The organism is Acidovorax sp. BL-A-41-H1, from assembly GCF_051942715.1.
Genome location: NZ_JBPVJQ010000003.1, coordinates 1,380,879 through 1,403,278 on the forward strand (window position 1 = coordinate 1,380,879; position 22,400 = coordinate 1,403,278).

A 22,400-nucleotide genomic window follows, 5' to 3' on the forward strand; every position below is an offset into this window, starting at 1 on the left:
CCGGTGGAGACGTCATTGTCGGTAAGCGGCAACACTTGTGCCGTCAAATGACTCGCTGGAGCAGACTGTCATCAAACTGACACACAAGCATACTCCTGATTCGATAGCACGGGGGCATGCCCCTGTCGCCTTTGGGTGCGTTGTGGGCGGGGCACCAATGCAAACGGCCCGCTTGAAGCGGGCCGTCCGGTCTGGTCTGGTGTGCAGGTGTGGGCCTTCAGGCCTTGCCGCGCACCCTCAGCAGCTCGTCCAAGATCAGGCAGGCCGCCCCCACGGTGATGGCCGAGTCCGCCACGTTGAACGACGGGAAGTACCAGCCTGCATAGTGGAACTGCAAGAAGTCGACCACGTAGCCGTGCATGAGCCGGTCCACCACGTTGCCCACGGCCCCGCCGAGGATGCTGGCCAGCGAGAAGCTGAACAGCTTTTGCCCGGGGTGCGCCCTGAGCTGCCACACGATGAACACCGTGGCCGCCGCGCCGATGCCCGTGAACAGCCAGCGCTGCCAGCCACCTGCATCGGCCAGGAACGAGAACGCCGCGCCGGTGTTGTGCGCACGCACGATATTGAAAAAGCTGGTGATGTAGGTCGAATCGCCCAGTCGGTAGTGGTCCAGGATCAGGGTCTTGGTGACCTGGTCGGCCACCAGAAGGACCACCGCCCACGCAAGCCACGGCCACATGGTGGGGCCGCTGCGCCCGCCAAACGATGAGGAGCCCGATGCGCGGGCCATCACGCGTGCACCCGGGTTTCGCCAGCGCCCAGCAGGTTGCTGGTGCAGCGGCCGCAGATAGTGGGGTGGGCCGCATCGTGGCCGACATCGCTGCGGTAATGCCAGCAACGCTCGCATTTGGCATCAGAACTGGCCCTGGCGCTGATACTTATTGCACTTCCAGCTACCAATTCAATAGCGGATGTGATGAACACGAACCGCAGGTCGTCGCCCAGACTGGCCAGCAGTGCGTGGTCTTCGGGGGCCGCCGTGAGGGTGACGGTAGCTTGCAGCGACGAGCCCACCTGGCCAGCGGCGCGCAGGTTTTCGATTTCCTTGTTCACGGCATCGCGGATCTCGCGGATGCGCGACCACTTGGCCAGCAGCCCTTCTTCGGCACCTGCGCCAGCCCCTGCGACGTTGCCGTAGGTTTCCACGAAGATGGACTCGGAGCTGCCAAACACCTTCCACGCCTCTTCGGCCGTGAACGACAGGAACGGCGCCATCCAGCGCAGCATGGCGTGGGTGATGTGGTACAGCGCGGTCTGTGCACTGCGGCGGGCCAGGCTCTTGGGCGCCGTGGTGTACAAGCGGTCTTTCAGCACATCCAGGTAGAAGCCGCCCAGGTCTTCCGAGCAGTACAGCTGCAGCTTGGCCACCACGGGGTGGAATTCATACACCTTGTAGTGCGCCAGCACCTCGGCCTGGAATTCGGTGGCGCGGGTGAGAGCATAGCGGTCGATCTCCAGCATCTGGTCGAACGGCACGGCGTCTGTGGCCGGGTCAAAATCGCTCACGTTGGCCAGTAAGAAGCGCAGCGTGTTGCGGATGCGGCGGTAGGCGTCCACCACGCGCGCCAGGATCTTTTCGTCACCCGCGATGTCACCCGAGTAGTCGCTCGCGGCCACCCACAGGCGGATGATTTCGGCGCCCAGCTTCTTGTTGATCTCTTGCGGGTCGATGCCGTTGCCCAGCGACTTGCTCATCTTGCGGCCCTGGCTGTCCACGGTGAAGCCGTGGGTCAGCAGGCCGCGATAGGGCGCACGGCCTTCCAGTGCGGATGCCAGCAGCAGCGAGCTGTGGAACCAGCCGCGGTGCTGGTCGTGGCCTTCCAGGTACAGGTCGGCCTCGGGGCCCTGGTCGTGGAACTGGGGTGCGTGCGTGCCGCGCAGCACATGGCTGAAAGTGGAGCCAGAGTCGAACCACACTTCCAGGATGTCGGTGCTCTTCGTGTAGTGCGGAGAATCCTCGGCACCCAGGATCTCTTCCACCGTCACGCGGCTCCAGGCCTCGATGCCGCCTTTTTCCACGATGTCTGCGGCCTGGTCCATGATTTCCATGGTGCGCGGATGCAGCTCGCCCGAATCCTTGTGCAGGAAGAACGGGATGGGAACGCCCCAGCTGCGCTGGCGCGAGATGCACCAGTCGGGTCGCCCGGCGATCATGTCGTGCAGGCGGACCTTGCCGTTCTCGGGGTAGAAGCTGGTGTGCTCGATGGCGTCGAGCGCGATCTGGCGCAGCGTCTTGGCGGGCTTCATGTCGGGCTTGGTAAACACTCCTTCGCCTTCGTCCATGCGGATGAACCACTGGGCCGCCGCACGGTAGATCACCGGCGTCTTGTGGCGCCAGCAGTGCGGGTAGCTGTGTGTGATGTCCTTGGTTGTCATCAGGCGGCCCGCGTTGCGCAGGGCTTCGATGATCACCGGCACGGCCTTCCAGATGTGCTGGCCGCCGAACAACGGGAAGTCAGGCGCGTAGGTGCCGTTGCCCTGCACGGGGTTCAGGATCTCGTCGAGCGCCATGCCATGCGCACGGCATGAGTTGAAATCCTCCAGGCCATAGGCGGGCGAGGAGTGCACGATACCAGTGCCGTCGTCTGCCGTGGCGTAGTCGGCCAGGTACACGGGCGACAGGCGGCGGTAGCCAAAGCTGCCGTCTTCGCTGGCCACGTCGTACAGCGGGTGTTCAAATTCGAGGCCGCCCAGGTTCTTGCCCGGGGTAGTGGCCAGCACGCTGCCCGTGAGGCCGTAGCGCTCCAAGCACGAAGTCACCAGCGGCTCTGCCACGAGCAGGATGCGCTCGCCCGCGTCCACCAGCGCGTAGCTGATCTCGGGGTTCAGGTTCAGCGCCTGGTTGGCAGGGATGGTCCAGGCGGTGGTGGTCCAGATGACCACAAACGCGTCCTTGGCGAGTGCGGGCAGGCCAAAGGCGGCGGCCAGCTTGGCAGGGTCGTGCGATTTGAAGGCCACGTCGAGCGTGGTGCTCTTCTTGTCCTGGTATTCGATCTCGAACTCGGCCAGCGACGAGCCGCAGTCAAAACACCAGTACACGGGCTTGAGGCCGCGGTACACAAAGCCGCGCTCCATCACGCGCTTGAACGCGCGGATTTCGCCCGCCTCGTTGGCGGGGTTCATGGTCTTGTAGGGGTTGTCCCATTCGCCCAGCACGCCCAGGCGCTTGAAGTCCACCATCTGCTGCGCGATCTGCTCGGTGGCGAACGCGCGGCTCTTGGCCTGCATGTCGTCGCGGCTGAGGTTGCGGCCGTGCTTCTTTTCGATGGCGTTCTCGATCGGCAGTCCGTGGCAGTCCCAGCCCGGCACGTACAGCGCGTCAAAGCCTTCCAGCTGGCGCGCCTTGGTGATCATGTCCTTCAGGATCTTGTTGACCGCGTGGCCCATGTGGATCTGGCCGTTGGCGTAGGGCGGGCCGTCGTGCAGGATGAACTTGGGCGCGCCGCGGCGGGCGTCGCGCAGGCGTTTGTAGATGCCCTGGTCTTCCCATTCCTTGACCCAGCCCGGCTCGCGTTTGGGCAGATCGCCGCGCATGGGGAATGTGGTGTCGGGCAGGTTCAGCGTGCTGCGGTAGTCCGTGGCCGGGGTGGCTGCAGAGGATGTGCTGGCGTTGTCGTCGGACATGAGGGAGCCTTAAAACGGGGCGTTCCGGGGCGTGCCCGGAGCAAGAACGGGATTGGAGCGAGGCAGTGGGTCGGGTGGGCCCGCCGTGGCGGGCGCTGCGGGGCGCAGCCGCCTCAAATTCGGTCGCGCGTGGTCTGGCGCCGGGTCTCGGTGTGCAGCGGCGTGCTGTGCTGTGGCGCACGGGCCGATGCAAAGTACGCACGCGCGTTGTCGCAGTCCTTGGCGATACCCGCTGTGAGGGCGTCCAGACCGTCGTATTTCAGCTCGTCGTGCAGTTTGTGCAGCAGTTCCACACGCACGATTTTACCGTACGCCCCCTCGGGGCCCAGCTCGGCGGGCCAGTCCAGGCAGTGGGTCTCCAGCAAGACGCGTCCGCCGTTCACGTCGTTCGGGTCGAGCGAAGGGCGCACGCCCAGGTTGGCCACACCCGGCAGCGGGGCTGCGCCCAGCCCATGCACCAGCACGGCAAAGATGCCGCTGGCGGCGGGCTTCCAGTGGGCAAAGCGCAGGTTGAGCGTGCGAAACCCGTCGCCCGCGCCGGCCGCAGTGGCCCCCAGTTCGCGCCCCAGCTTGCGGCCATGCACCACATGCCCGCTGATCGTGTACGGGCGCCCCAGCAGCCGGGCGGCGGCCTCCATGTCACCCGCGGCCAGGGCCTGCCGGACGGCCGAGCTGGAGACGCGCAGCCCGTGCACCACGTACGAGTTCATCCGCGCCACGTCAAACCCCTGGCGCTGCCCGGCGGCGTCCAGCATGGCGTAGTCGCCCGCGCGCTGGCGTCCGAAGCGGAAATCGTCGCCCACCAGCACGTAGCGGGCGCCCAGGCCCTCCAGCAGCACCTTTTGAATGAACGCCTCGGGCGACTGGGCGGCCAGCCGTGCGTCGAAAGGCAGCACTACCGTCTGCTGCACGCCGCAGCGGGCCAGCTCGGTCAGCTTGTCGCGCAAGGTGCCGATGCGGGCCGGGGCCAGCTCGGGTTTGTTGAGCGCTCCGGCAAAGTAGTCGCGCGGATGGGGCTCGAAGGTCAGCACGCAGCTTTCCACGCCCCGGTGTGCGGCTTCGCTGTTCAGCAGCGCCAGCATGGCCTGGTGACCCCGGTGCACCCCGTCGAAATTACCGATGGTCAGGGCGCAGGCCCGCGCAATGCCCGGATGGTGGAAGCCGCGAAAGATCTTCATCGGTTTGTTATCTTTTTGATAGCAGCTCGCGCGCTCCCAATAAGCGCAGGACGCCAGTCTGTCATCGAATCAGAGTATATTGTGACCGACGGGTGGCCCAGCGCAGGGCTCCCGCGAGACGTCAGCGTTCCGAATCCTTGTGTACTTGTGTTCCAGGAGGCGTGTTTTGAAGGTCTTGAAACTCTCAGCCCAGGGCTTGCCCCAGTCGTGGATCTCGCTCGAACAGGCGGTCATCCACTATGCCGCCGGTGAGGTGCGGTGGGAATCCGGCGCCCACATCGCCCGGTTTCGCGGCGGGTACAACGCCATCACGGGCGAGCAGTCGGTCATTGCCGTCAACAGCATCATTGGCACCAAGGGCGTGCCCGGGATCAACCCCTTCGGCCTCAAGCCCAGCCTGACCAACAGCAAGCTGTTTGCGCGTGACCGCAACGTGTGCGCCTACTGCGGCGGGCACTTTCATGAGGAAGACCTCACGCGCGAGCACATCGTGCCCTTTGCGCGCAACGGGCAGGACCACTGGATGAACGTCGTCACCGCCTGCCGCCCTTGTAACCACCGCAAGGGCCCGCGCACTCCCGAGCAGGCCCACATGCCCTTGCTGTACGCGCCCTACGTTCCCAGCCTGTGGGAAGACTTCATCCTGCGCAACCGCCGCATCCTGGCGGACCAGATGGAGTTCCTGATGGCGCACGTGCCGAGGTCGTCGCGCCTACTGGCGTAGGGGCGCCGTACTCCCGGGGTGCACAAGCCGGTTACGCCGCCGGCTTGTGCGCCGTGACCACGAAGCCCTGAACGGGCTGGCGGTTTTCCTCGCGAAGCACCACGTCTTGGATCTCGACCGTGTCAAAGCCGGCGGCCTTGCACAAAGCTTGCACATGACTGCGCTTGTGTGCGTACCGGCCGCTGGGAAGGAGTGCCAGATCAGCACCGCTTTCGCTGGCCGTTTCGCAGGAGAAGACAAGGATGCCATCCGCTGCGAGGACCCTGTACGCGTTGGGGATGGCCTGCGTCAGGTCACCTGCATAGATGAAGACATCCAGTGCTGCGATCACCTGGTACAGGTCCCCGGGGGTTTCGCTCAGGGCATCGTGCAGGTTCACCGTGTGGAAGCGGTCGTACACGTTGTGCCGGATGGCCTGCTCGATCATCTTGGTGGACAGGTCCACGCCGATTAGAAAGCCTTCGAGTTTCCCCAGACATACGCCCAGCAGCCCCGTGCCGCAGCCCAGATCCAGCACATTGAGCCTCCGGTCCGGATGGCGCGCAAGGATCTTGTCGGCCACCTGCTTGGGCAACTGGTACTTGAGGCTGCGGACCATGTGCACGTCGTAGAACTCGGCCATGTTGTCGAACAGCGGCCTTGAGAGTTCAGCTGGGTACTGCGCAGGCGTTTCCCCCCGGGCCAGCTGTGCGTAGTACTGGTAGACCGCATCGTCCGGAGCCAGCTGGACCAAGGCTTGCGCATCACTGGCTGCCTCGGTGGCACGTCCGGCCGCGATAAAGGCCTGCACGCGGCCCGTCAGCGAAAGAGTATCCGTCGGATTTTCAGACACCAGTTCGCTCCACAGCGCCAGCGACTCATCATGCTGGCCGTGGTCGCTCAGGTCACGTGCCAGCAGGCGGCGCAGCGCCACATCGCCAGGGACCAGCTCGAGCCCGCGGCGCAGGTGGCGCATGGCCATCTCGGTGTGGCCCGCGCGATGGGCAATGTCGATGACGCCAGCCAGCACAATCAGGTTTTTGGGTTCAAGTGCAGCTACCTTTTCAGCCGTATCCACGGCTTCCTGAAACTGGTTTTGCCGGGCCAGCAGCAGTGCCAGCTCCAGCATGCCAGGGCCCCAGGCAGGCGCCAGCGCAACACATTTGCGCAGGGCGTCAAAAGCACCCTTGATGTTGCCGGATTTCTCGGCCATCAATCCGGCCAGCATGAAAAGGCGTGCATCGCCGGGCGACTTCTTCTGGGCCTTGTTGAGCGTGAGGGCTGCTTCTTTCAGTTCGCCTGCGGCAATCTGGGCGCGGGCGGTCTCAAGGTATTGGCGGATCGGATCGGTGGGGAAAGTCGTGGCGCTCATGAACAGGCTCAAGGTAGGGCAGGCCGTGCGGCCAGCGGATGATCGTCGGCATTATCCCGGATCGCCAGGAGCGCCCGTTGCACGCCCGGAGTACAGCGCGGACATGGTGCCGCGCCGGTGACAGGGATGCGCATCCCGACGCCGTCTGGGAACTCCGTTTTTGGCTGCGAGTGAGCAGGCGCCGAAAGCACAGAGCCCGGCAGTGCAGGTGCACCCCGGGCTCCAGTACGCCGATGGCAACGTCTTAGCCGCTGCGCTACTGGCTGATCTCCAGCATCACCACCCGCCCTTCACGCGCAGGCCAGGTCTGGCCAGCCACGCGCTCGCCGTTGAACTCCGCCGTGATCGTGCGCTGGCCGCCCGCCGGCTTGATCTTGGCCGATGCGGCGCCTGCGCCAGCAGGCACCCCGGCAGGCGGGGCGCCGTCCAGCATCATCTTGTCGCGGGCGGGGTCCAGGTAACCGCGGGGGCGGGTGAGCGTGACGACTGAATCTGCCGTCTTGTCTGCATCAGCCATGCGCTCGGCGCGCAGGTGGATGATGTCGCTGCTGCGGGGGAAGCCGCTGCGGTAAATGTGTGTGGTGGCGTAGCCGGGCGCTGAAATCACGAACTCCAGCGGCACGCCAGGCTGGACGTTCAGGGGGCCCCACTGGCCATCCTTGCCAACGGTGGTGCGCAGCAATGCCGCACCTTCACGCGCGCCGGTCGTCGGGTTCGTGGAAAACACCTCCAGCTGTGCGCCGGGCAGGGGCAGGTTGTTGCTGAAGTTGCCGGTCTTTGGGTCCAGCGGGTCCACACCCAGGCCCGTGACCTTGCCGCCCAGCATGACCGTCTTCTCGGCCACGATGGCCGTGGTGGCCGGTGCCTTGCCGGTGATGAAGCGGTAGGTGGCATCAAACGCCACGGTCGAGTACGACGTTTCGCGGTGGTCAATGCCTGCGATCACCACATTGCGGGCTCCCTTGAGTTCGGGGCCAGCGGCCGTCACATTGGTGGGCGTGCCTTTCTGGCCGATCCAGAGGCCGTCGGGCTGGGCAAACTTGTCGTTGTTGTCCGAGCGGATGGTCATCCATTTCACGGGGCCGCTCACTTCATCGCCTGCCGCATTCTTGGGCGCGTTCAGTGCTTTGAGGAACGGCCCGGTGCCTGAAAACTCGTTGCCCTCGCGAAAGCCCGGGATCGCCCACACGCCGTGGTTAGGCGTGCCGCCCAGGATGGCGTGGCTCACGGTCTTGTCGCCGCCGCCGTTGTATATGTAGTTGCGGATGGCGTTGCCGCCGCGCGAGTTGCCCACCAGCACGACCTGGCTGGCGCCGGTGGTTTTGAGGACCTTGTCCACCTCGGCCTTGAGGTAGGCCATGTGTTCTGCCGTCGAGGTGCGGCCCGGCTGGGGCTTGGCATCGTCGTCGCGCGAGAGGGGGTAGGGCACGTCGATGGCGTGCAGGCGCTCGCGCGGCCAGCCGTTGGATTCAAAGCGCCACAGCGTGGTCTGCCACAGCGCGGCTGTGTCGCCATTGCCGTGCACAAAGACGATGGGCGGCGCTTCGGCCAAGCCAGGCCCTTTGGTGGCACAACCGGCCAGGGCCAGGGTGGCTGCCGTGGCTGCCAGCAAAACGGATCGGCGTGGCAACAGGAATGGATGGTTCATAGGGGTGTCTCCGATAAGAAAAAATGCCCGTGGACCGGGGAATCCACGAGCATCGTTTGCGGGTGTTACGCGATTGCGTCAGTTCACATCAGGCAAACACGCCTGCGGTGTCCTGCATGCGGGCCGACACCTCACCTAGGTGGTGCAGGGTGTCGCCAAACGTCATCTCCAACTGCGTGAGCTTCTTGAAATAGTGGCTCACGATGTATTCATCGGTCACGCCGATACCACCATGCAGTTGTACGGCCTGCTGGCCGACAAAGCGCATGGACTGGCCCAGCTGCACCTTGGCGCGGGCCATGGCGGCGCGGCGTTCTGCCGCAGGTGCGCCCAGCTTGAGGCTGGCGTAGTAGCTCATCGAGCGGGCCAGTTCCAGCTGCATCTTCATGTCGGCCACGCGGTGGCGCAACGCCTGGAAGCTGGCGATCACCACACCGAACTGCTTGCGCTGGTTCATGTAGTCGACCGTGGTCGACACGGCCTTGTCCATCACGCCCACCGCTTCGGCGCAGGTGGCAGCAATGCCGGTGTCCACAGCCAGTTCCAGCGCGGCCAAGCCGTCGGTGGTGATGAGCGTGGCCGGCGCGTTGACCAGCTGCAATTCGGCGGCGCGGCTGCCGTCCTGCGTGACGTAGCCTTGGGTGGTGACGCCGCTGGCAGTGCGTTCGACCAGGAAGAGGGCGATCTTGCCGTCGAGCTGTGCAGGCACGATGAATGCGTCGGCGCGATCACCCACGGGCACTACGCTTTTGGTAGCGGTGACGGCATATGCCGCTTGCGCTACAGCCGCTTTTGCTTCGCAAACGTCCAGGCGGTAGCGTGCTTTGCGCTCCTGATGCGCCAGCACTACCAGCGCCTCACCGCTGGCCACGCGGGGCAGCCAGACTGACTGCACGGCCGCTGGCGCGTAGTGCGACAGCACGCTGCTGGCAATGAACGATTGCGCAATCGGCTCCAGCACGATGCCGCGGCCCAGTTCCTCGGCCACCACCATGGCGTCGATGGCGCCCTGGCCCATGCCGTCGTGCTGCTCAGGCACGGTCAGTGCGGTCAGGCCCAGTTCGGCCAGTTCGCTCCAGGCGGCACGGTCAAAGCCACCGGCGGCCACGGCAGCGCGGCGGCGCTCGAACGTGTAGCCCTTGTCCACCCACTTGCGGACGGCGTCGCGCAGTTGTTCCTGGTCGTCAGAAAAATCAAAATCCATGTGTCTCTCCTTATGCGGGCTGGTGGCGCCTTGGCGCTTCATCAACCGGCGTAGCTCTGGCTGAAACCCCCTCCCGGAGGGGGCACGGGGGAGCAGTCCTGTCGCGCAAGGCGCGGACTGTTGTCGGCGTCAGCCGAAAACAGTCTGCGCCACGATGTTCCGTTGAACTTCATTGCTGCCGCCATAGATGGTGGTCTTGCGCAGGTTGAAGTACGTCGAGGCCAGCGGCGCGTTGGCCGTGGCACCGCCGGGGAAGTTGCCTTGCCAGCCCGCTTCCATGGCCTCTTCGATGAAGGGCAGGGCAAAGGGGCCGGCGGCCAGCATCATCAGCTCGGCGTAGCGCTGCTGGATCTCGCTGCCCTTGATCTTGAGCAGGCCCGCGATATCCAGCGAGTTCTTGCCGCTCTTTTCAGCCGAGAGCACGCGCAGCACCATCATTTCCAGCGCGACGATGTCTACCTCCAGCAGGGCAATCTGGTCGCGGAAACGGCTGTCGTCCCACACGCCTTCTGTCTTGGCGATGCGCTTCAAGCGCTCCAGCTCGCGCTTGCTGCGGTTCACGTCGGCAATGTTGGTGCGCTCGTGGCTGAGCAGGTGCTTGGCGTAGGTCCAGCCCTTGTTCTCCTCGCCCACCAGGTTTTCCACCGGTACTTCGACGTTGTCGAAGAACACCTCGTTGACTTCGCATTCGCCATCCAGCAGCTTGATGGGGCGCACGGTCACGCCAGGCGACTTCATGTCCACCAGCAGGAAGCTGATGCCCGTCTGGGGCTTGCCTTCGTTGCTGGTGCGCACCAGGTTGAACATCCAGTCGCCATGCTGGCCCAGCGTGGTCCAGGTCTTTTGGCCGTTGACGATGTACTTGTCGCCCACGCGCTCTGCGCGGGTCTTCACGCTGGCCAGGTCCGAGCCCGATCCGGGTTCGCTGTAGCCCTGGCTCCACCAGACTTCGCCGCTGGCGATACCGGGCAGAAAGCGCTTTTGCTGCTCGGCGTTGCCAAACGCCATGATCACCGGCGCCACCATCACGGGGCCAAACGGGATGATGCGCGGCGCGCCCGCCAGGGCGCATTCCTCTTCAAACAGGTGCTTTTGCACGGCGGTCCAGCCGGGGCCGCCAAACTCTTCGGGCCAGCCAAAGGCCAGCCAGCCTTTTTTGCCCAAAATCTTGGCCCAGCCCTGCATGTCGTCTCGCGTCAGGCGCAGTGCGTTATGCACCTTGTGCGAAATTTCTGCGGGAAGGTTGGCGTGAACCCAGGTGCGAACTTCTTCGCGGAAGGCCTGCTCTTCGGGGGTGAATGCGAGATCCATGCGGTGCGTCTCCTTATGACCCCGCAGTTGTAGCACGGTCGTTCGTTTTATTCCTGTCCGGGTTGTGACATGGGGGCGGGCTCTGGGGTTATGCCCAGCTCGTTGCACAGCCGCTGCACGGTGGCGCGCAGGCTGGCCACTTCTGATTCGAGAGTCTGCACGCGCATGCGCAGGGCATCTGCGCTCCCCGGGCTGGCGGCGCCGGGTTGCCCGCCCGCGGCAGCGGTGGTGTCCACCGGCCCGCACAGCAGATGCGCCCAGCGCTGCTCGCGTGCGCCCGGTGCGCGGGGCAGTTGCACCACCAGGGGGCCGCCTTTTTCGGCGCTGCGCTCCTGCAGTTCGTCGAGGAAAGCTTCCACCGAGGAAATGTCGGCAAAGCGGTACCAGCGCTCGGCATTGATGCGCAACTCGCCCGCCGTCTGGGGGCCGCGCAACATGAGCAGGCCCAGCAGCACGGCCGATTGCTCGGGCACGCCGATGCCGCGCTGAAAGTTGTGCTCCCAGCGGGTCGTGCGGTTGCCGCTGCTTTCAAACGCCAGGGTCAGCAGCTTCAGCGAATCCAGGGCTTCCTGGGCCTCGGCGTCGCTGAGCTGCATCACCGGTTCGCGGCTCGTTTTCTGGTTGCAGCCGGTCAGCAGGCCGTTGAGCGACATGGGGTAGCTGTCGGGCACGGTGCGGGCTTTCTCCATGAGCGTGGCCAGCACGCGGGCCTCGTTGGCGGTCAGGGGGCGGGTGGCGGGGTCGAAGGGCATGGCTGGGATAATCCGGGGCAAATGAACAAGAACATCGTGATTTTGATCTCAGGCGGGGGCTCCAACATGGCGGCCATCGTGCGCACCGCGCAGCAGGAGCACTGGGAGCAGCGCTACGGCGCCCGCGTGGCGGCAGTGATCAGCAACAAGTCAGACGCCCAGGGGCTGGTGTTTGCCAGAGGCCACGGCATTGCCACCGAGGCGCTGGACCACAAGGCGTTTGACAGCCGAGACGCGTTTGATGCCGCGCTGGCGGCCCGCATTGAGAGCTACCAGCCGGCCCTGGTGGTGCTGGCGGGGTTCATGCGCATCCTCACACCGGCCTTTGTGCAGCGCTACACCGGGCGGCTGATCAACATCCACCCGTCGCTGCTGCCCGCTTTCACAGGGCTGCACACCCACCAGCGGGCCATTGACGCAGGCTGCAAGTTTGCGGGCGTCACGGTGCATCAGGTGACCTCCGAGCTGGACGTGGGTCCCATCCTCGACCAGGCCGTGGTGCCGGTGCTGCCCGGCGACACGGCCGACGTGCTGGCGGCGAGGGTGCTGGCCCAGGAACACATCATCTACCCCCGCGCCGTGCGGGCGCTGCTGCAGACGCTCTGATGCGGGCAGCCCGCTCTCTTGGGGCGGGGCGCCGTCATGGCGCAGCGCTCGGCCGGTAATTGCGTAATCCGGTGGCTGTTTGTCATGGAGAGCCTTTTGCTATAAAAAATATAGCTATAGAGGCAATTAAATCAAGCGCTACACCCGGTTTTGACATCAATTCCGGCTGTGGAGGGCTTGCAGGGCTCGCGTTCCAGCACGCCACGGCACGTGGCAACCGGCGACGCCTGCCCGGGTGCAGTGCACCGCAAGGCAATGGCGTCCGCCGCGTTCACGCCGGGTCGTTGCCCGGGCCTTGGTCTGTGCTGATGCTACCCGCCGCGCCTTCGCCCTGTACCGTTCCGCAGCGCTCAAACCGGGGGCGCCGCACGCCGTCCACCACCACGTCTTCAGCAAACATCGCCGCGGGGCGCACCCACAGACCATGCTGGCCGTACAGGGCCCGGTACACCGTCATGGGCTCCAGCGTTTCGCTGTGGCGCGCTGTGCCGACCACTTCGTAGAGCATGCCCTTGTAGTGGCGGTACAGCCCTGGCGGGGTGCTGGCAGGCAGGGGGGCAAGGTCGTTGTCGTTCATGGTTAGGATGGCGGCTGAAAAGAATCAACCCGGATGAAGAGAGGGAGTGCCCGTGGATCAGGCAGATTTTGTGCACCTGGTGCGCTTGAGCGAGCTGGCCAGCGCCGATAACAGCCGCAGCTACCGGTTGCGGGTGGCGGCGTTCGCTGCGCTGGGCTACGCCTGGGTGCTGGGTTGTCTGGGGCTGGCCATCGGCATTTTCGCCTGGGTGCTGCCGCAGTTGCTGTCCGGGCGGTTTCGCTTCTTCATGCTGTGGGCGCTGCTGGGTGCGGCGGGCCTGCTGTGGATCAGCGTGCGTGCGCTGTGGGTGCGTGCCGAAAAGCCATCGGGCGTCGAGGTGACAGCGCTGGAAGCGCCCGACCTGTTCGAGGCGCTCGAGCGCATCCGCCGCAAGATCAAGGGCCCGCCCATCCACAAGGTCACGCTCAATGACGAGTTCAACGCCAGCATCCAGCAGCTGCCGCGCTTTGGCCTGCTGGGCGGTTCGGTCAACCACCTGACCATCGGCCTGCCCTTGCTGCTGGCCCTGGACCGCCCCCGGTTCATCGCCGTGCTGGCGCACGAATACGGTCATCTGCGCGGCGACCACGGCCGGTTTGCCGCCTGGATCTACCGCACGCGGCTGTCGTGGATGCGCCTGAACCACAGCCTGGCCGACGATGAAGGCCCCGTGGCCGCGGCCACGCAGCTGTTCATGCGCTGGTACTTTCCGCGTTTTTCGGCCAAGACCTTTGCCCTGGCGCGGCAGGACGAATACGAGGCCGACCGCATTGCAGGACGCCTGCTCGGGCGCGAGGTGGCAGCGGCTGCGCTCATCGAGATCGAAGTACGCGGGGCCTGGCTGCAGTCGGAGTTCTGGGGCAGCCACTGGAGTGCGGCCGCCGGCAATCCGCTGCCCGTGGGCCCCTACCGCAGCATGCGCAAGCTGCTGGCCGTACCGCCCGATGCCGCCTTTGCCGCAGATACCCTGCGGCAGGGGCTCAAGCGCCTGAGCAATCTGGATGACACGCATCCGGGCCTGCGGGACCGCGTCGAAGCGCTAGACACGGCGCCCACCCTGCCCGAATGGTCTCGCGGTACGGCGCTGGGGCTGCTGGGCGCCGAAGCCAGGCGCTGGGTGGCGTACTTCGACAAGCAATGGTGCCGCGACAACGCCACCGAATGGAAGCTGCACCACGCCCGGCTGGGCCGGGTGCGCGAGCGTGTGCAGGCGCTGGAAGCCGCCAGACCACAGGCCAGCGCGACCGAGCTGGTGGAACTGGCACGCCTCAAGCGCAACCTTGATCCGCGTGCCGCGGTGCAGGACCTGTACGAGCTGGCGTTGGAGCGCAGTGCCGAGCACCCGGCCGCACTGCGTGGCCTGGTGACGTGTCTCGGTGACGATGACCGCGACGCCAAGCTGGCCCTCTTGAACCGGCTTTGGGAGACGGGCAGCAACGACCGCTACTGGGCGGCGCGCACGGCGCTGGCCGAGCTGGAAACCCCGCGCCTGGGGCTGGATCACGACGCTGCGGCCTTCAAGCAATGGCGCAAGCGGCTGGAGCGTGCGCAGGAGTCCGAAGAGCGCGCGTGGGAAGAGCTTTCGGCGGCGTCGTTCTTCAGCCAGATCACGCGCAACGACCTGAGCCCGTTCGAGCTGGCAGAAGTTCAGGCTGAGCTGTCGCGCTGCGCACCGGTGCGCCGCTGCTGGCTGGTGCGCAAGAACCTGCGGGAGCACGCACAGCGCCGTGCGTATCTCGTGTTTCTGGAGCTACCCGATATGGACGACGAAAGTCGCTACCACCTGTGCCGATCGCTTGAACGCAGCCTCAGTCTGCCCGGCCCCGCGATGGCCCTCTGGGCAGGTGAATCGCCAACGCTCAAGGATATCGAGCGCTCGGCATTCGAGCCGGTGTACACCCGCTGAAGATCGTTGGGCGCGGCCCGTCTGGTGGCTGATTTTCGTTGGGTCCTGCGTGCCGCGCCGCGGGCTTGTGCCGGCGGGCTGGCGCGGCCCAGACGGTGGGGATGGGACAATCGGGGGATGCATCCCAAAGTTCTTCTCGATGCCTGCGCCGAACTGGTCAGGCTCACCCTTACGTTTGAACACCCCGCCGACGCGGTGGTGTCGCGTTTCTTTCGTGACAACCGGGGCCTGGGGCCCCGCGAGCGCGCCACGCTGGCCGAAACGGTCTACACCGTGCTGCGCAAGAAGCTGCTGTTTGACCACATGGCTCCCTCGGGCTCCGGCCCCAAGGAGCGCCGCCTGGCGATACTCGGTTTCCATGGCCCGCGCGACTTCCTCAAGAGCGCCCTGACCGACCAGGAAAAAAACTGGCTGGACCAGTGCGACGCCGTCACTGTCGATGACCTGATGGAGCGCCACCGGCACAACCTGCCCGAGTGGCTGGTCAAGCCCCTGAAGGACCAGCTGGGCGACGACTTCTGGCCCTTGGTGGAAAGCCTGGCCCACAGCGCGCCCCTGGACCTGCGCGTCAACGCGCTGAAAGACAAGCGGGCCGATGTGCAAAAAGAGCTGGCCAAAGCTGGCATCAAGGCCACCCCCACGCCGTATTCGCCCTGGGGCCTGCGCATTGATGACAAGCCTGCGCTGACCAAGCTCGACGCTTTCACCCGCGGCGCCATCGAGGTGCAGGACGAAGGCTCGCAGTTGCTGGCGCTCATGCTCGACGCCAAGCGCGGCGAGATGGTGGTGGACTTCTGTGCTGGCGCGGGCGGCAAGACGCTGGCCATTGGCGCCAGCATGCGCAGCACCGGGCGGCTGTATGCCTTTGACGTGTCGGCCCACCGGCTGGATGCCCTGAAACCCCGCCTGGCGCGCAGCGGTTTGTCAAACGTGCACCCCGCCGCCATTGCCCATGAGCGCGATGACCGCGTCAAGCGTCTGGCGGGCAAGATCGACCGCGTGCTGGTGGATGCGCCCTGCTCGGGCCTGGGCACGCTCAGGCGCAACCCCGACCTCAAGTGGCGCCAGTCGGCCTCATCGGTCGAGGAGCTGGTGGCCAAGCAGACCGCCATCCTCGCGAGCGCCGCCCGCCTGCTCAAGCCCGGTGGTCGTCTGGTGTATGCCACCTGCAGCATCCTGCCGCAGGAAAACGAAGCCATTGCCGAGGCGTTCGGCGCCGCGCACCCGGATTTTGAACTGCTGGACGCTGGTGCGCTGCTGGAGCAGCTCAAGGTGCACGATGCCCAGGCACTGTGCGCTGGCGGAGAGTCGGGCAGTGCCTACCTGCGCCTGTGGCCGCACCGGCACCAGACCGACGGCTTTTTTGCCGCTGCCTGGATCAAAAAGGATTGACCTACACCGTGTGCCCTGGAGCGACTTGCCTCCGTGGCGCCTTGCCAGAGATTCGGGAAGCCACTCCAAAGCGCTTAAGCCCGCGTAAAACTGTGGTTACGGTTGAACTGTGGAAGGGGCCTGGCCTCTAAAATTGAGCCACTGCTCGCTAGTGTGCAGGTGGTTTTGTCGTGAAGGTTTTTGAATATGTTGTTACCCGACTGGGTTGTGCTGAACGCTGCGATTGACTGGCTGGGCCACGGTCTCTGGAATCTGGCCTGGTGGCAGATCGTTCTGTACACGCTGGCCACCACCCACATCACGATCGCGGCCGTCACGATCTTCCTGCACCGCGCGCAGGCCCACCGCGCCCTGGATCTGCACGCCATTCCGTCGCATTTCTTCCGTTTCTGGCTGTGGATCGGCACCGGCATGGTCACCAAGGAATGGGTGGCCATCCACCGCAAGCACCACGCCAAGTGCGAAACCGTGGATGACCCGCACAGCCCGCAAACCCGCGGGCTGGACACCGTGATGTGGCGCGGCGCCGAGCTGTACCGTGCCGAATCCAAAAACGCCGAGACGATCAAGAAGTTCGGCCATGGCACGCCGGACGACTGGATGGAGCGCAACGTGTATACGCGCTTTGGCTGGCAGGGCGTTGGCCTGATGCTGATCGTGAACCTGGCACTGTTCGGCGCGCTGGGCGCTGCCGTGTGGGCCGTGCAGATGCTGTGGATTCCTTTCTGGGCAGCGGGCGTCGTCAATGGCGTGGGCCACTACTGGGGCTACCGCAACTTCGAGGCGCAGGACGCCAGTACCAACCTGTCGCCTTGGGGCATCATCATTGGCGGCGAGGAGCTGCACAACAACCACCATACCTATCCCACCGCTGCCAAGTTCTCCGTCAAGCCTTACGAGTTCGACATTGGCTGGGTCTACATCAGCCTGATGCGCAAGGTGGGCTGGGCCACCGTCAAGAAGGTGCCGCCCAAGTTGCAGCGGGGCGACATCAAGCCCGTGGCCGACGAAAAGACGCTGGAGGCCTTGATTGCCAATCGCTACGAGGTGATGGCTGGTTACGCCCGTGGCGTGCGCCAGGCGTGCCAGGAAGAAATTGCGGCCCTGAAGGCGCGCCAGGCCGACGTGTCGGTGCTGCAGGCGGCCAAGCGCTGGCTGCACCGCGACACCGAAAAGGTGCCCGCCGTGGCGCTGCCCCAGCTGGCGCAAGCCCGTGCTGCTTACCCCACGCTGGACAAGATGGTGACCATGCGCGAAGAGCTGCGCCAGCTGTGGCTCAATACCTCGCAGTCGCGCGAGCAGCTCACGGCCGACCTGCAGGCGTGGTGCCGCCGCGCCGAGGAAAGCGGTATTGCCGCGCTGCGCGATTTTTCGATCGGCCTGCGGGCTGCAAAGGCCTGACGGCCGTTCCCCGTCGACTCGCTGCAGGACAAACCGCCGCCGGGCGAAAGCCGGTGGCGGTTTTTTTGTTTCTGGAGCAGCTCGGCGTCGTTGCTGTCTCATCCGCCCAACCGTTCCCGGCACGGTTTGGCTTGTCGGCTCGTTGGCAGGAAGGCCCTCATCGAAAGGCCGGACGGCTTTGCGTTCGGCCTGGAGTGGGCTTGCCGTAATGCTGGGCCACCGATCCCTCGCCAAGCGCATGTTGCGTATCTGGGGAAGCCCGGCGGAACCTCAACTCAATCTAAAGACCGACCATGAAAAAAGCCGCCGGGCATTGCTGCCAGGCGGCTTTTGCAGAAAGCGAGGCTGAATTACTTCAGCTTCATTTCCTTGTATTCCACATGCTTGCGAGCCTTGGGATCAAATTTCATGATCAGCATTTTCTCGGGCATGGTCTTCTTGTTCTTCGTCGTCGTGTAGAAGTGACCGGTACCCGCAGTGGATTCCAGCTTGATCTTGTCGCGTCCGCCTTTGCTTGCCATGGTGCTTCTCCTTAAGCCTGACCACGTGCGCGCAGGTCTGCGAGCACTGAGTCGATACCGTTCTTGTCGATCAAACGCAGGGCAGCGCTCGAAACGCGCAGGCGAACCCAGCGGTTTTCGGTCTCGACCCAGAAACGGCGGTATTGCAGGTTCGGCAGGAACCGGCGCTTGGTTTTGTTGTTGGCGTGGGAAACGTTGTTCCCAGTCATGGGCTTCTTGCCCGTTACGTCGCAGACGCGTGCCATGAGGACACTCCGATACTTTTTAACGGCCATTTGCGGGCGCCCCGGCGTGATGCACAGGGCTCGCTAGCGACCTCACCTCGCCAGAAAGGGTGGCGGTAACCCGATTGCCGATCCGAGGATGCCCATCGCAGACGGGCAGAAATCAGCAAAGCCGCGGATTATAGCCTGCGGCACATCGCTGTGTCCAGCCAGCGCCGCGGCGTAAGCGACGGAGGTACAGCGCTTTGCCGCTTGGCCGTGTGCCGCCGTCCTGAAACCTCAGGATTCCTGTTCCAGAAAGCGCTGGGCATCCAGCGCGGCCATGCAGCCCGTACCAGCGCTGGTGATGGCCTGGCGGTACACATGGTCCTGCACGTCACCGGCTGCAAACACACCGGGCACGCTCGTTTGCGTGGCAAAACCCTTGAGGCCGCCCTGCGTGATGATGTAGCCGTTTTCCATGGCCAGCTGGCCCTGAAAGATCTCGGTATTGGGCGCATGGCCGATGGCAATGAAGCAGCCTTGCAGGGCGATGTCCTGCGTGCTGCCGTCCTGCGTGCTCTTGATGCGGATGCCGGTCACGCCGGTGTTGTCGCCCAGCACCTCGTCCAGCGTGTGGAACAGCTTGAGCTCGATCTTGCCGGCCGCGACCTTGTCGTTGAGCTTGTCCACCAAGATGGGCTCGGCCTTGAACTTGTCGCGGCGGTGCACCAGGGTGACCTTGCGGGCAATGTTCGACAGGTACAGCGCTTCCTCGACCGCGGTGTTGCCGCCGCCGATCACGCACACGTCCTGCTCGCGGTAGAAGAAACCGTCACAGGTCGCGCAGCCCGACACGCCACGGCCCATAAAAGCCTCTTCCGACGGCAGGCCCAGGTATTTGGCCGATGCGCCGGTGGCAAGGATCAGTGCATCGCAGGTGTAGGTGCCGCTGTCGCCGGTGAGTGTGAACGGGCGCTTGCTGAAGTCGACCTTGTTGATGTGATCGAACACCACCTGCGTCTTGAAGCGCTCGGCATGCTCCAGAAAGCGCTGCATCAGCTCGGGGCCCTGCACGCCATGCACGTCGGCGGGCCAGTTGTCCACTTCGGTGGTGGTCATCAGCTGGCCGCCCTGAGCCATGCCGGTGATCAGGACCGGGTTGAGGTTGGCGCGGGCGGCGTAGACGGCAGCGGTGTAGCCGGCAGGGCCGGAGCCGAGGATCAGAACTTTCGCGTGTTGGGTGGTAGACATGGTGAAGCCTGTGTTTTGCGCCCTCCATCGGGGCGCTGTTGGGAAAACTGGGGGTCTTGGGAGCCTCTGCATCAATCAGCGCGCCGTGTGCATCTGCGGGCTCGGGCGGTCTGCGGCGTTGCAAATACTCGCCATAGCTGAGCTATGGCTGCGTTTTGCGCCTCGCAGCCCATCCCGATCCGCAGCGCACACTACCGCTTGATTGGTGCAGAGGCTCCCCACCCATCGAGTATCAACCGGCCGTGGCCCGTATCGACAGCCCCGTTTTCAATCGTGCCGATTGTAAGAAGCCATCGATAACCTTGCGATGGTGCGCGGCCCGCGCCTGCGGCCTGGCGGATGCGCCCGCGCGTTACATCTGCTCGCGGATGGCTTGCGGTAAGCTCGCTGCGCACGCTTATGACCTATTCCCTCAATACCCTGAATGCATCGGCTGCGGCCAAGTCGCCGCCGCGCACGGGCGCTGCGCGCTTCGGGCATGAAATCGCGTTGATCGTCGGCATTCTGGCGCTCGTCTTCTGGCTGCTGGCACTGGTCAGCTACTCCGCGCAGGACGCTGCGTGGTCCACCTCGGGTGCCAGCGATGCGCGCATGGTGTCCAACTGGGCGGGCCGTTCCGGGGCCTGGCTGGCCGATGCCAGCTACTTTGCATTCGGGTTTTCGGTGTGGTGGTGCGTGGCTGCAGCGGTCTGCGCGTGGCTGTCGTCCCTGGCGCGGTGGATGCGCGGCGGCGAGATGCCGCCAGGTGCGCTGAGCCCGCTGCAGAGGCGTTCGCTGTTCTGGCTGGGTTTGGTAGCCCTGATGTGCGCCAGCACGGCGCTGGAGTGGTCGCGCCTGTACCGTTTCGAGGCGTTCTTGCCCGGTCACGCCGGGGGCGTTCTGGGGTATCTCACCGGTCCTGCCAGCGTCAAGTGGCTGGGCTTCACAGGTTCGGGCCTCTTGGCCATTGTGCTGGCAGTGCTGGGCGCAGCGATGGTGTTCCGCTTTTCGTGGGGGCAAGTGGCCGAGCTGCTGGGCGGCCGCATCGATGCACTGGTGCAGTCGCGCCTGGCGCGGCGCGAGGTGGCAAAGGATGTGGCCGTGGGCCGCAAGGCTGCCCGCGAGCGCGAGGTGGTGGTGCTGGAAGAGCGCACCGAGAGTGAGGAGCACCACCCCGAGCCTGTGCAGATCATCGAGCCTGTACTGGCCGACGTGCCGCAAAGCACCCGCGTGGTGAAAGAGCGCCAGAAGCCGCTGTTCACCGAAATGCCTGACAGCAAGCTGCCGCTGGTTGACCTGCTTGACGGCCCCCTGCTGCGCCAGGAAACCGTGGCCCCCGAAACGCTGGAGATGACCAGCCGCCTCATCGAGAAAAAGCTCAAGGACTTTGGCGTGGAAGTGCGTGTCGTGGCCGCCATGCCCGGCCCGGTGATCACGCGCTACGAGATCGAGCCCGCCACGGGCGTGAAGGGCTCGCAGATCGTGGGTCTGGCCAAGGACCTGGCGCGCTCGCTCAGCCTGGTGTCGATCCGCGTGGTCGAGACCATCCCCGGCAAGAACTACATGGCGCTGGAACTGCCCAACGCCAAGCGCCAGTCGATCCGGCTGTCCGAAATTTTGGGCTCGCAGGTGTACCACGAGGCCAAGAGCATGCTCACCATGGGCCTGGGCAAGGATATCGTGGGCAACCCGGTGGTGGCTGATCTCGCCAAGATGCCGCACGTGCTGGTGGCCGGTACCACGGGCTCGGGCAAATCGGTCGGGATCAACGCCATGATCCTGTCGCTGTTGTACAAGGCCGAGGCGCGTGATGTGCGCCTCTTGATGATCGACCCCAAGATGCTGGAAATGTCGGTCTACGAAGGCATCCCGCACCTGCTGGCGCCCGTGGTCACCGACATGAAGCAGGCCGCGCACGGCCTGAACTGGTGCGTGGCCGAGATGGAACGCCGCTACAAGCTCATGAGCAAGCTGGGCGTGCGCAACCTGGCGGGCTACAACGTCAAGATCGACGAGGCCAAGGCGCGCGAGGAATTCATCTACAACCCCTTCAGCCTCACGCCCGAAGAGCCTGAGCCGCTGCAGCGCCTGCCGCACATCGTGGTCATCATCGATGAGCTGGCCGACCTGATGATGGTGGTGGGCAAGAAGATCGAGGAGCTGATCGCCCGCCTGGCGCAAAAGGCGCGGGCCGCGGGCATCCACCTGATCCTGGCCACCCAGCGCCCCAGCGTGGACGTGATCACGGGCCTGATCAAGGCCAACATTCCGACCCGCATCGCGTTCTCGGTGGGCTCCAAGATCGACAGCCGCACGATCCTCGACCAGATGGGCGCCGAGGCACTGCTGGGCATGGGCGACATGCTCTACATGGCCAGCGGCACCGGCCTGCCGATCCGCGTGCACGGCGCCTTTGTGTCGGACGAAGAAGTACACCGTGTCGTCAGTTACCTCAAGCAGCAAGGGGAGCCGGACTACATAGAAGGTGTGCTGGAGGGCGGAACCGTGGACGGCGACAGCGATCTGACTGGAGACGGCGGCGGTGAAGGAGGCGAAAAGGACCCCATGTACGACCAGGCCGTCGAAGTGGTGCTCAAGGACCGCAAGGCCAGCATCTCCTATGTGCAGCGCAAGCTGCGCATTGGCTACAACCGCTCGGCCCGCCTGCTGGAAGACATGGAAAAGGCGGGCCTCGTCAGCGGCTTGACCACCAGTGGTCAGCGCGAAGTGCTGGTGCCCAACCGCAGCGAATGACGGACCGGACCG

The 22,400-nt window shown here is 65.0% G+C and carries 18 protein-coding genes; 6 read left to right on the plus strand and 12 right to left on the minus strand.

From position 1 onward, the window contains the following. Window positions 1-217: 217 nt before the first annotated feature. The 3 genes from lspA to ACTPOI_RS07165 form a co-directional block, all read right to left on the minus strand. Complete coding sequence (lspA, locus tag ACTPOI_RS07155) at window positions 218-733, minus strand: signal peptidase II (protein ID WP_440107790.1); 516 nt, start codon at window positions 731-733, stop codon at window positions 218-220. Further along, complete coding sequence (gene ileS, locus ACTPOI_RS07160; RefSeq protein WP_440107792.1) at window positions 733-3,627, minus strand: isoleucine--tRNA ligase; 2,895 nt, start codon at window positions 3,625-3,627, stop codon at window positions 733-735. The genes lspA and ileS overlap by 1 nt, the downstream gene beginning before the upstream one ends. 113 nt (window positions 3,628-3,740) lie before the next feature. Continuing rightward, window positions 3,741-4,805 (minus strand): bifunctional riboflavin kinase/FAD synthetase, encoded by a 1,065-nt coding sequence (locus tag ACTPOI_RS07165; RefSeq protein WP_440107794.1) that lies wholly within the window; start codon window positions 4,803-4,805, stop codon window positions 3,741-3,743. Window positions 4,806-4,971: 166 nt separating this feature from the next. Between ACTPOI_RS07165 and ACTPOI_RS07170 the strand changes: the two genes are divergently transcribed. Continuing rightward, window positions 4,972-5,529: an HNH endonuclease gene (locus tag ACTPOI_RS07170; protein WP_069103480.1), complete on the plus strand. Its 558-nt coding sequence runs from the start codon at window positions 4,972-4,974 to the stop codon at window positions 5,527-5,529. A gap of 31 nt (window positions 5,530-5,560) precedes the next feature. Here ACTPOI_RS07170 and ACTPOI_RS07175 read toward each other — a convergent pair whose 3' ends face one another. From ACTPOI_RS07175 to ACTPOI_RS07195, 5 genes are all read right to left on the minus strand, one after another. Next, window positions 5,561-6,880 (minus strand): tetratricopeptide repeat protein, encoded by a 1,320-nt coding sequence (locus tag ACTPOI_RS07175; protein WP_440107796.1) that lies wholly within the window; start codon window positions 6,878-6,880, stop codon window positions 5,561-5,563. A 256-nt stretch (window positions 6,881-7,136) separates the two neighbouring features. After that, a complete protein-coding gene (locus tag ACTPOI_RS07180) occupies window positions 7,137-8,528 on the minus strand; it encodes an alpha/beta fold hydrolase (RefSeq protein ID WP_440107798.1) in 1,392 nt (463 codons plus the stop codon). Window positions 8,529-8,616: 88 nt separating this feature from the next. Beyond that, a complete protein-coding gene (locus ACTPOI_RS07185) occupies window positions 8,617-9,732 on the minus strand; it encodes an acyl-CoA dehydrogenase family protein (protein ID WP_440107800.1) in 1,116 nt (371 codons plus the stop codon). A gap of 129 nt (window positions 9,733-9,861) precedes the next feature. Next, the gene (locus ACTPOI_RS07190) at window positions 9,862-11,043 is read right to left on the minus strand and encodes an acyl-CoA dehydrogenase family protein (RefSeq protein WP_440107802.1); all 1,182 of its coding nucleotides are present in this window, start codon (window positions 11,041-11,043) and stop codon (window positions 9,862-9,864) included. 47 nt (window positions 11,044-11,090) lie between these two features. Further along, entirely contained in the window at window positions 11,091-11,795 is a 705-nt protein-coding gene (locus ACTPOI_RS07195) for a YceH family protein (RefSeq protein ID WP_440107804.1), read from the minus strand. Window positions 11,796-11,816: 21 nt separating this feature from the next. Here ACTPOI_RS07195 and purN point away from each other — a divergent pair, with 21 nt between their 5' ends. Beyond that, a complete protein-coding gene (gene purN / locus ACTPOI_RS07200) occupies window positions 11,817-12,401 on the plus strand; it encodes a phosphoribosylglycinamide formyltransferase (RefSeq protein WP_440107806.1) in 585 nt (194 codons plus the stop codon). 271 nt (window positions 12,402-12,672) lie between these two features. Here purN and ACTPOI_RS07205 read toward each other — a convergent pair whose 3' ends face one another. Continuing rightward, entirely contained in the window at window positions 12,673-12,978 is a 306-nt protein-coding gene (locus tag ACTPOI_RS07205) for a DUF1653 domain-containing protein (protein ID WP_440107808.1), read from the minus strand. A gap of 52 nt (window positions 12,979-13,030) precedes the next feature. On the opposite strand from ACTPOI_RS07205, the gene ACTPOI_RS07210 reads away from it, so the two are divergent. The 3 genes from ACTPOI_RS07210 to ACTPOI_RS07220 all read left to right on the plus strand — a co-directional run bounded on the left by ACTPOI_RS07210 (window position 13,031) and on the right by ACTPOI_RS07220 (window position 17,677). Beyond that, a complete protein-coding gene (locus ACTPOI_RS07210; RefSeq protein ID WP_440107810.1) occupies window positions 13,031-14,884 on the plus strand; it encodes a M48 family metalloprotease in 1,854 nt (617 codons plus the stop codon). Between the two features lie 117 nt (window positions 14,885-15,001). Continuing rightward, window positions 15,002-16,276: an RsmB/NOP family class I SAM-dependent RNA methyltransferase gene (locus ACTPOI_RS07215; protein ID WP_440107812.1), complete on the plus strand. Its 1,275-nt coding sequence runs from the start codon at window positions 15,002-15,004 to the stop codon at window positions 16,274-16,276. 186 nt (window positions 16,277-16,462) lie between these two features. After that, entirely contained in the window at window positions 16,463-17,677 is a 1,215-nt protein-coding gene (locus tag ACTPOI_RS07220; RefSeq protein ID WP_440107814.1) for a DesA family fatty acid desaturase, read from the plus strand. A gap of 350 nt (window positions 17,678-18,027) precedes the next feature. On the opposite strand, the gene rpmG is transcribed toward ACTPOI_RS07220, so the two are convergent. The 3 genes from rpmG to trxB all read right to left on the minus strand — a co-directional run bounded on the left by rpmG (window position 18,028) and on the right by trxB (window position 19,655). Next, window positions 18,028-18,198 carry a 50S ribosomal protein L33 gene (gene rpmG, locus ACTPOI_RS07225; RefSeq protein WP_008904999.1) on the minus strand — a complete coding sequence of 57 codons (171 nt, stop codon included), beginning with the start codon at window positions 18,196-18,198 and terminating at the stop codon, window positions 18,028-18,030. 11 nt (window positions 18,199-18,209) lie between these two features. Beyond that, on the minus strand, window positions 18,210-18,443 hold the full coding sequence (gene rpmB, locus ACTPOI_RS07230; protein ID WP_010463481.1) for a 50S ribosomal protein L28: 234 nt from the start codon (window positions 18,441-18,443) through the stop codon (window positions 18,210-18,212). A gap of 258 nt (window positions 18,444-18,701) precedes the next feature. Next, window positions 18,702-19,655: a thioredoxin-disulfide reductase gene (gene trxB / locus ACTPOI_RS07235; RefSeq protein WP_300455475.1), complete on the minus strand. Its 954-nt coding sequence runs from the start codon at window positions 19,653-19,655 to the stop codon at window positions 18,702-18,704. A gap of 399 nt (window positions 19,656-20,054) precedes the next feature. Between trxB and ACTPOI_RS07240 the strand changes: the two genes are divergently transcribed. Then, window positions 20,055-22,388 carry a DNA translocase FtsK gene (locus ACTPOI_RS07240; RefSeq protein ID WP_440107819.1) on the plus strand — a complete coding sequence of 778 codons (2,334 nt, stop codon included), beginning with the start codon at window positions 20,055-20,057 and terminating at the stop codon, window positions 22,386-22,388. Window positions 22,389-22,400 lie beyond the last annotated feature (12 nt).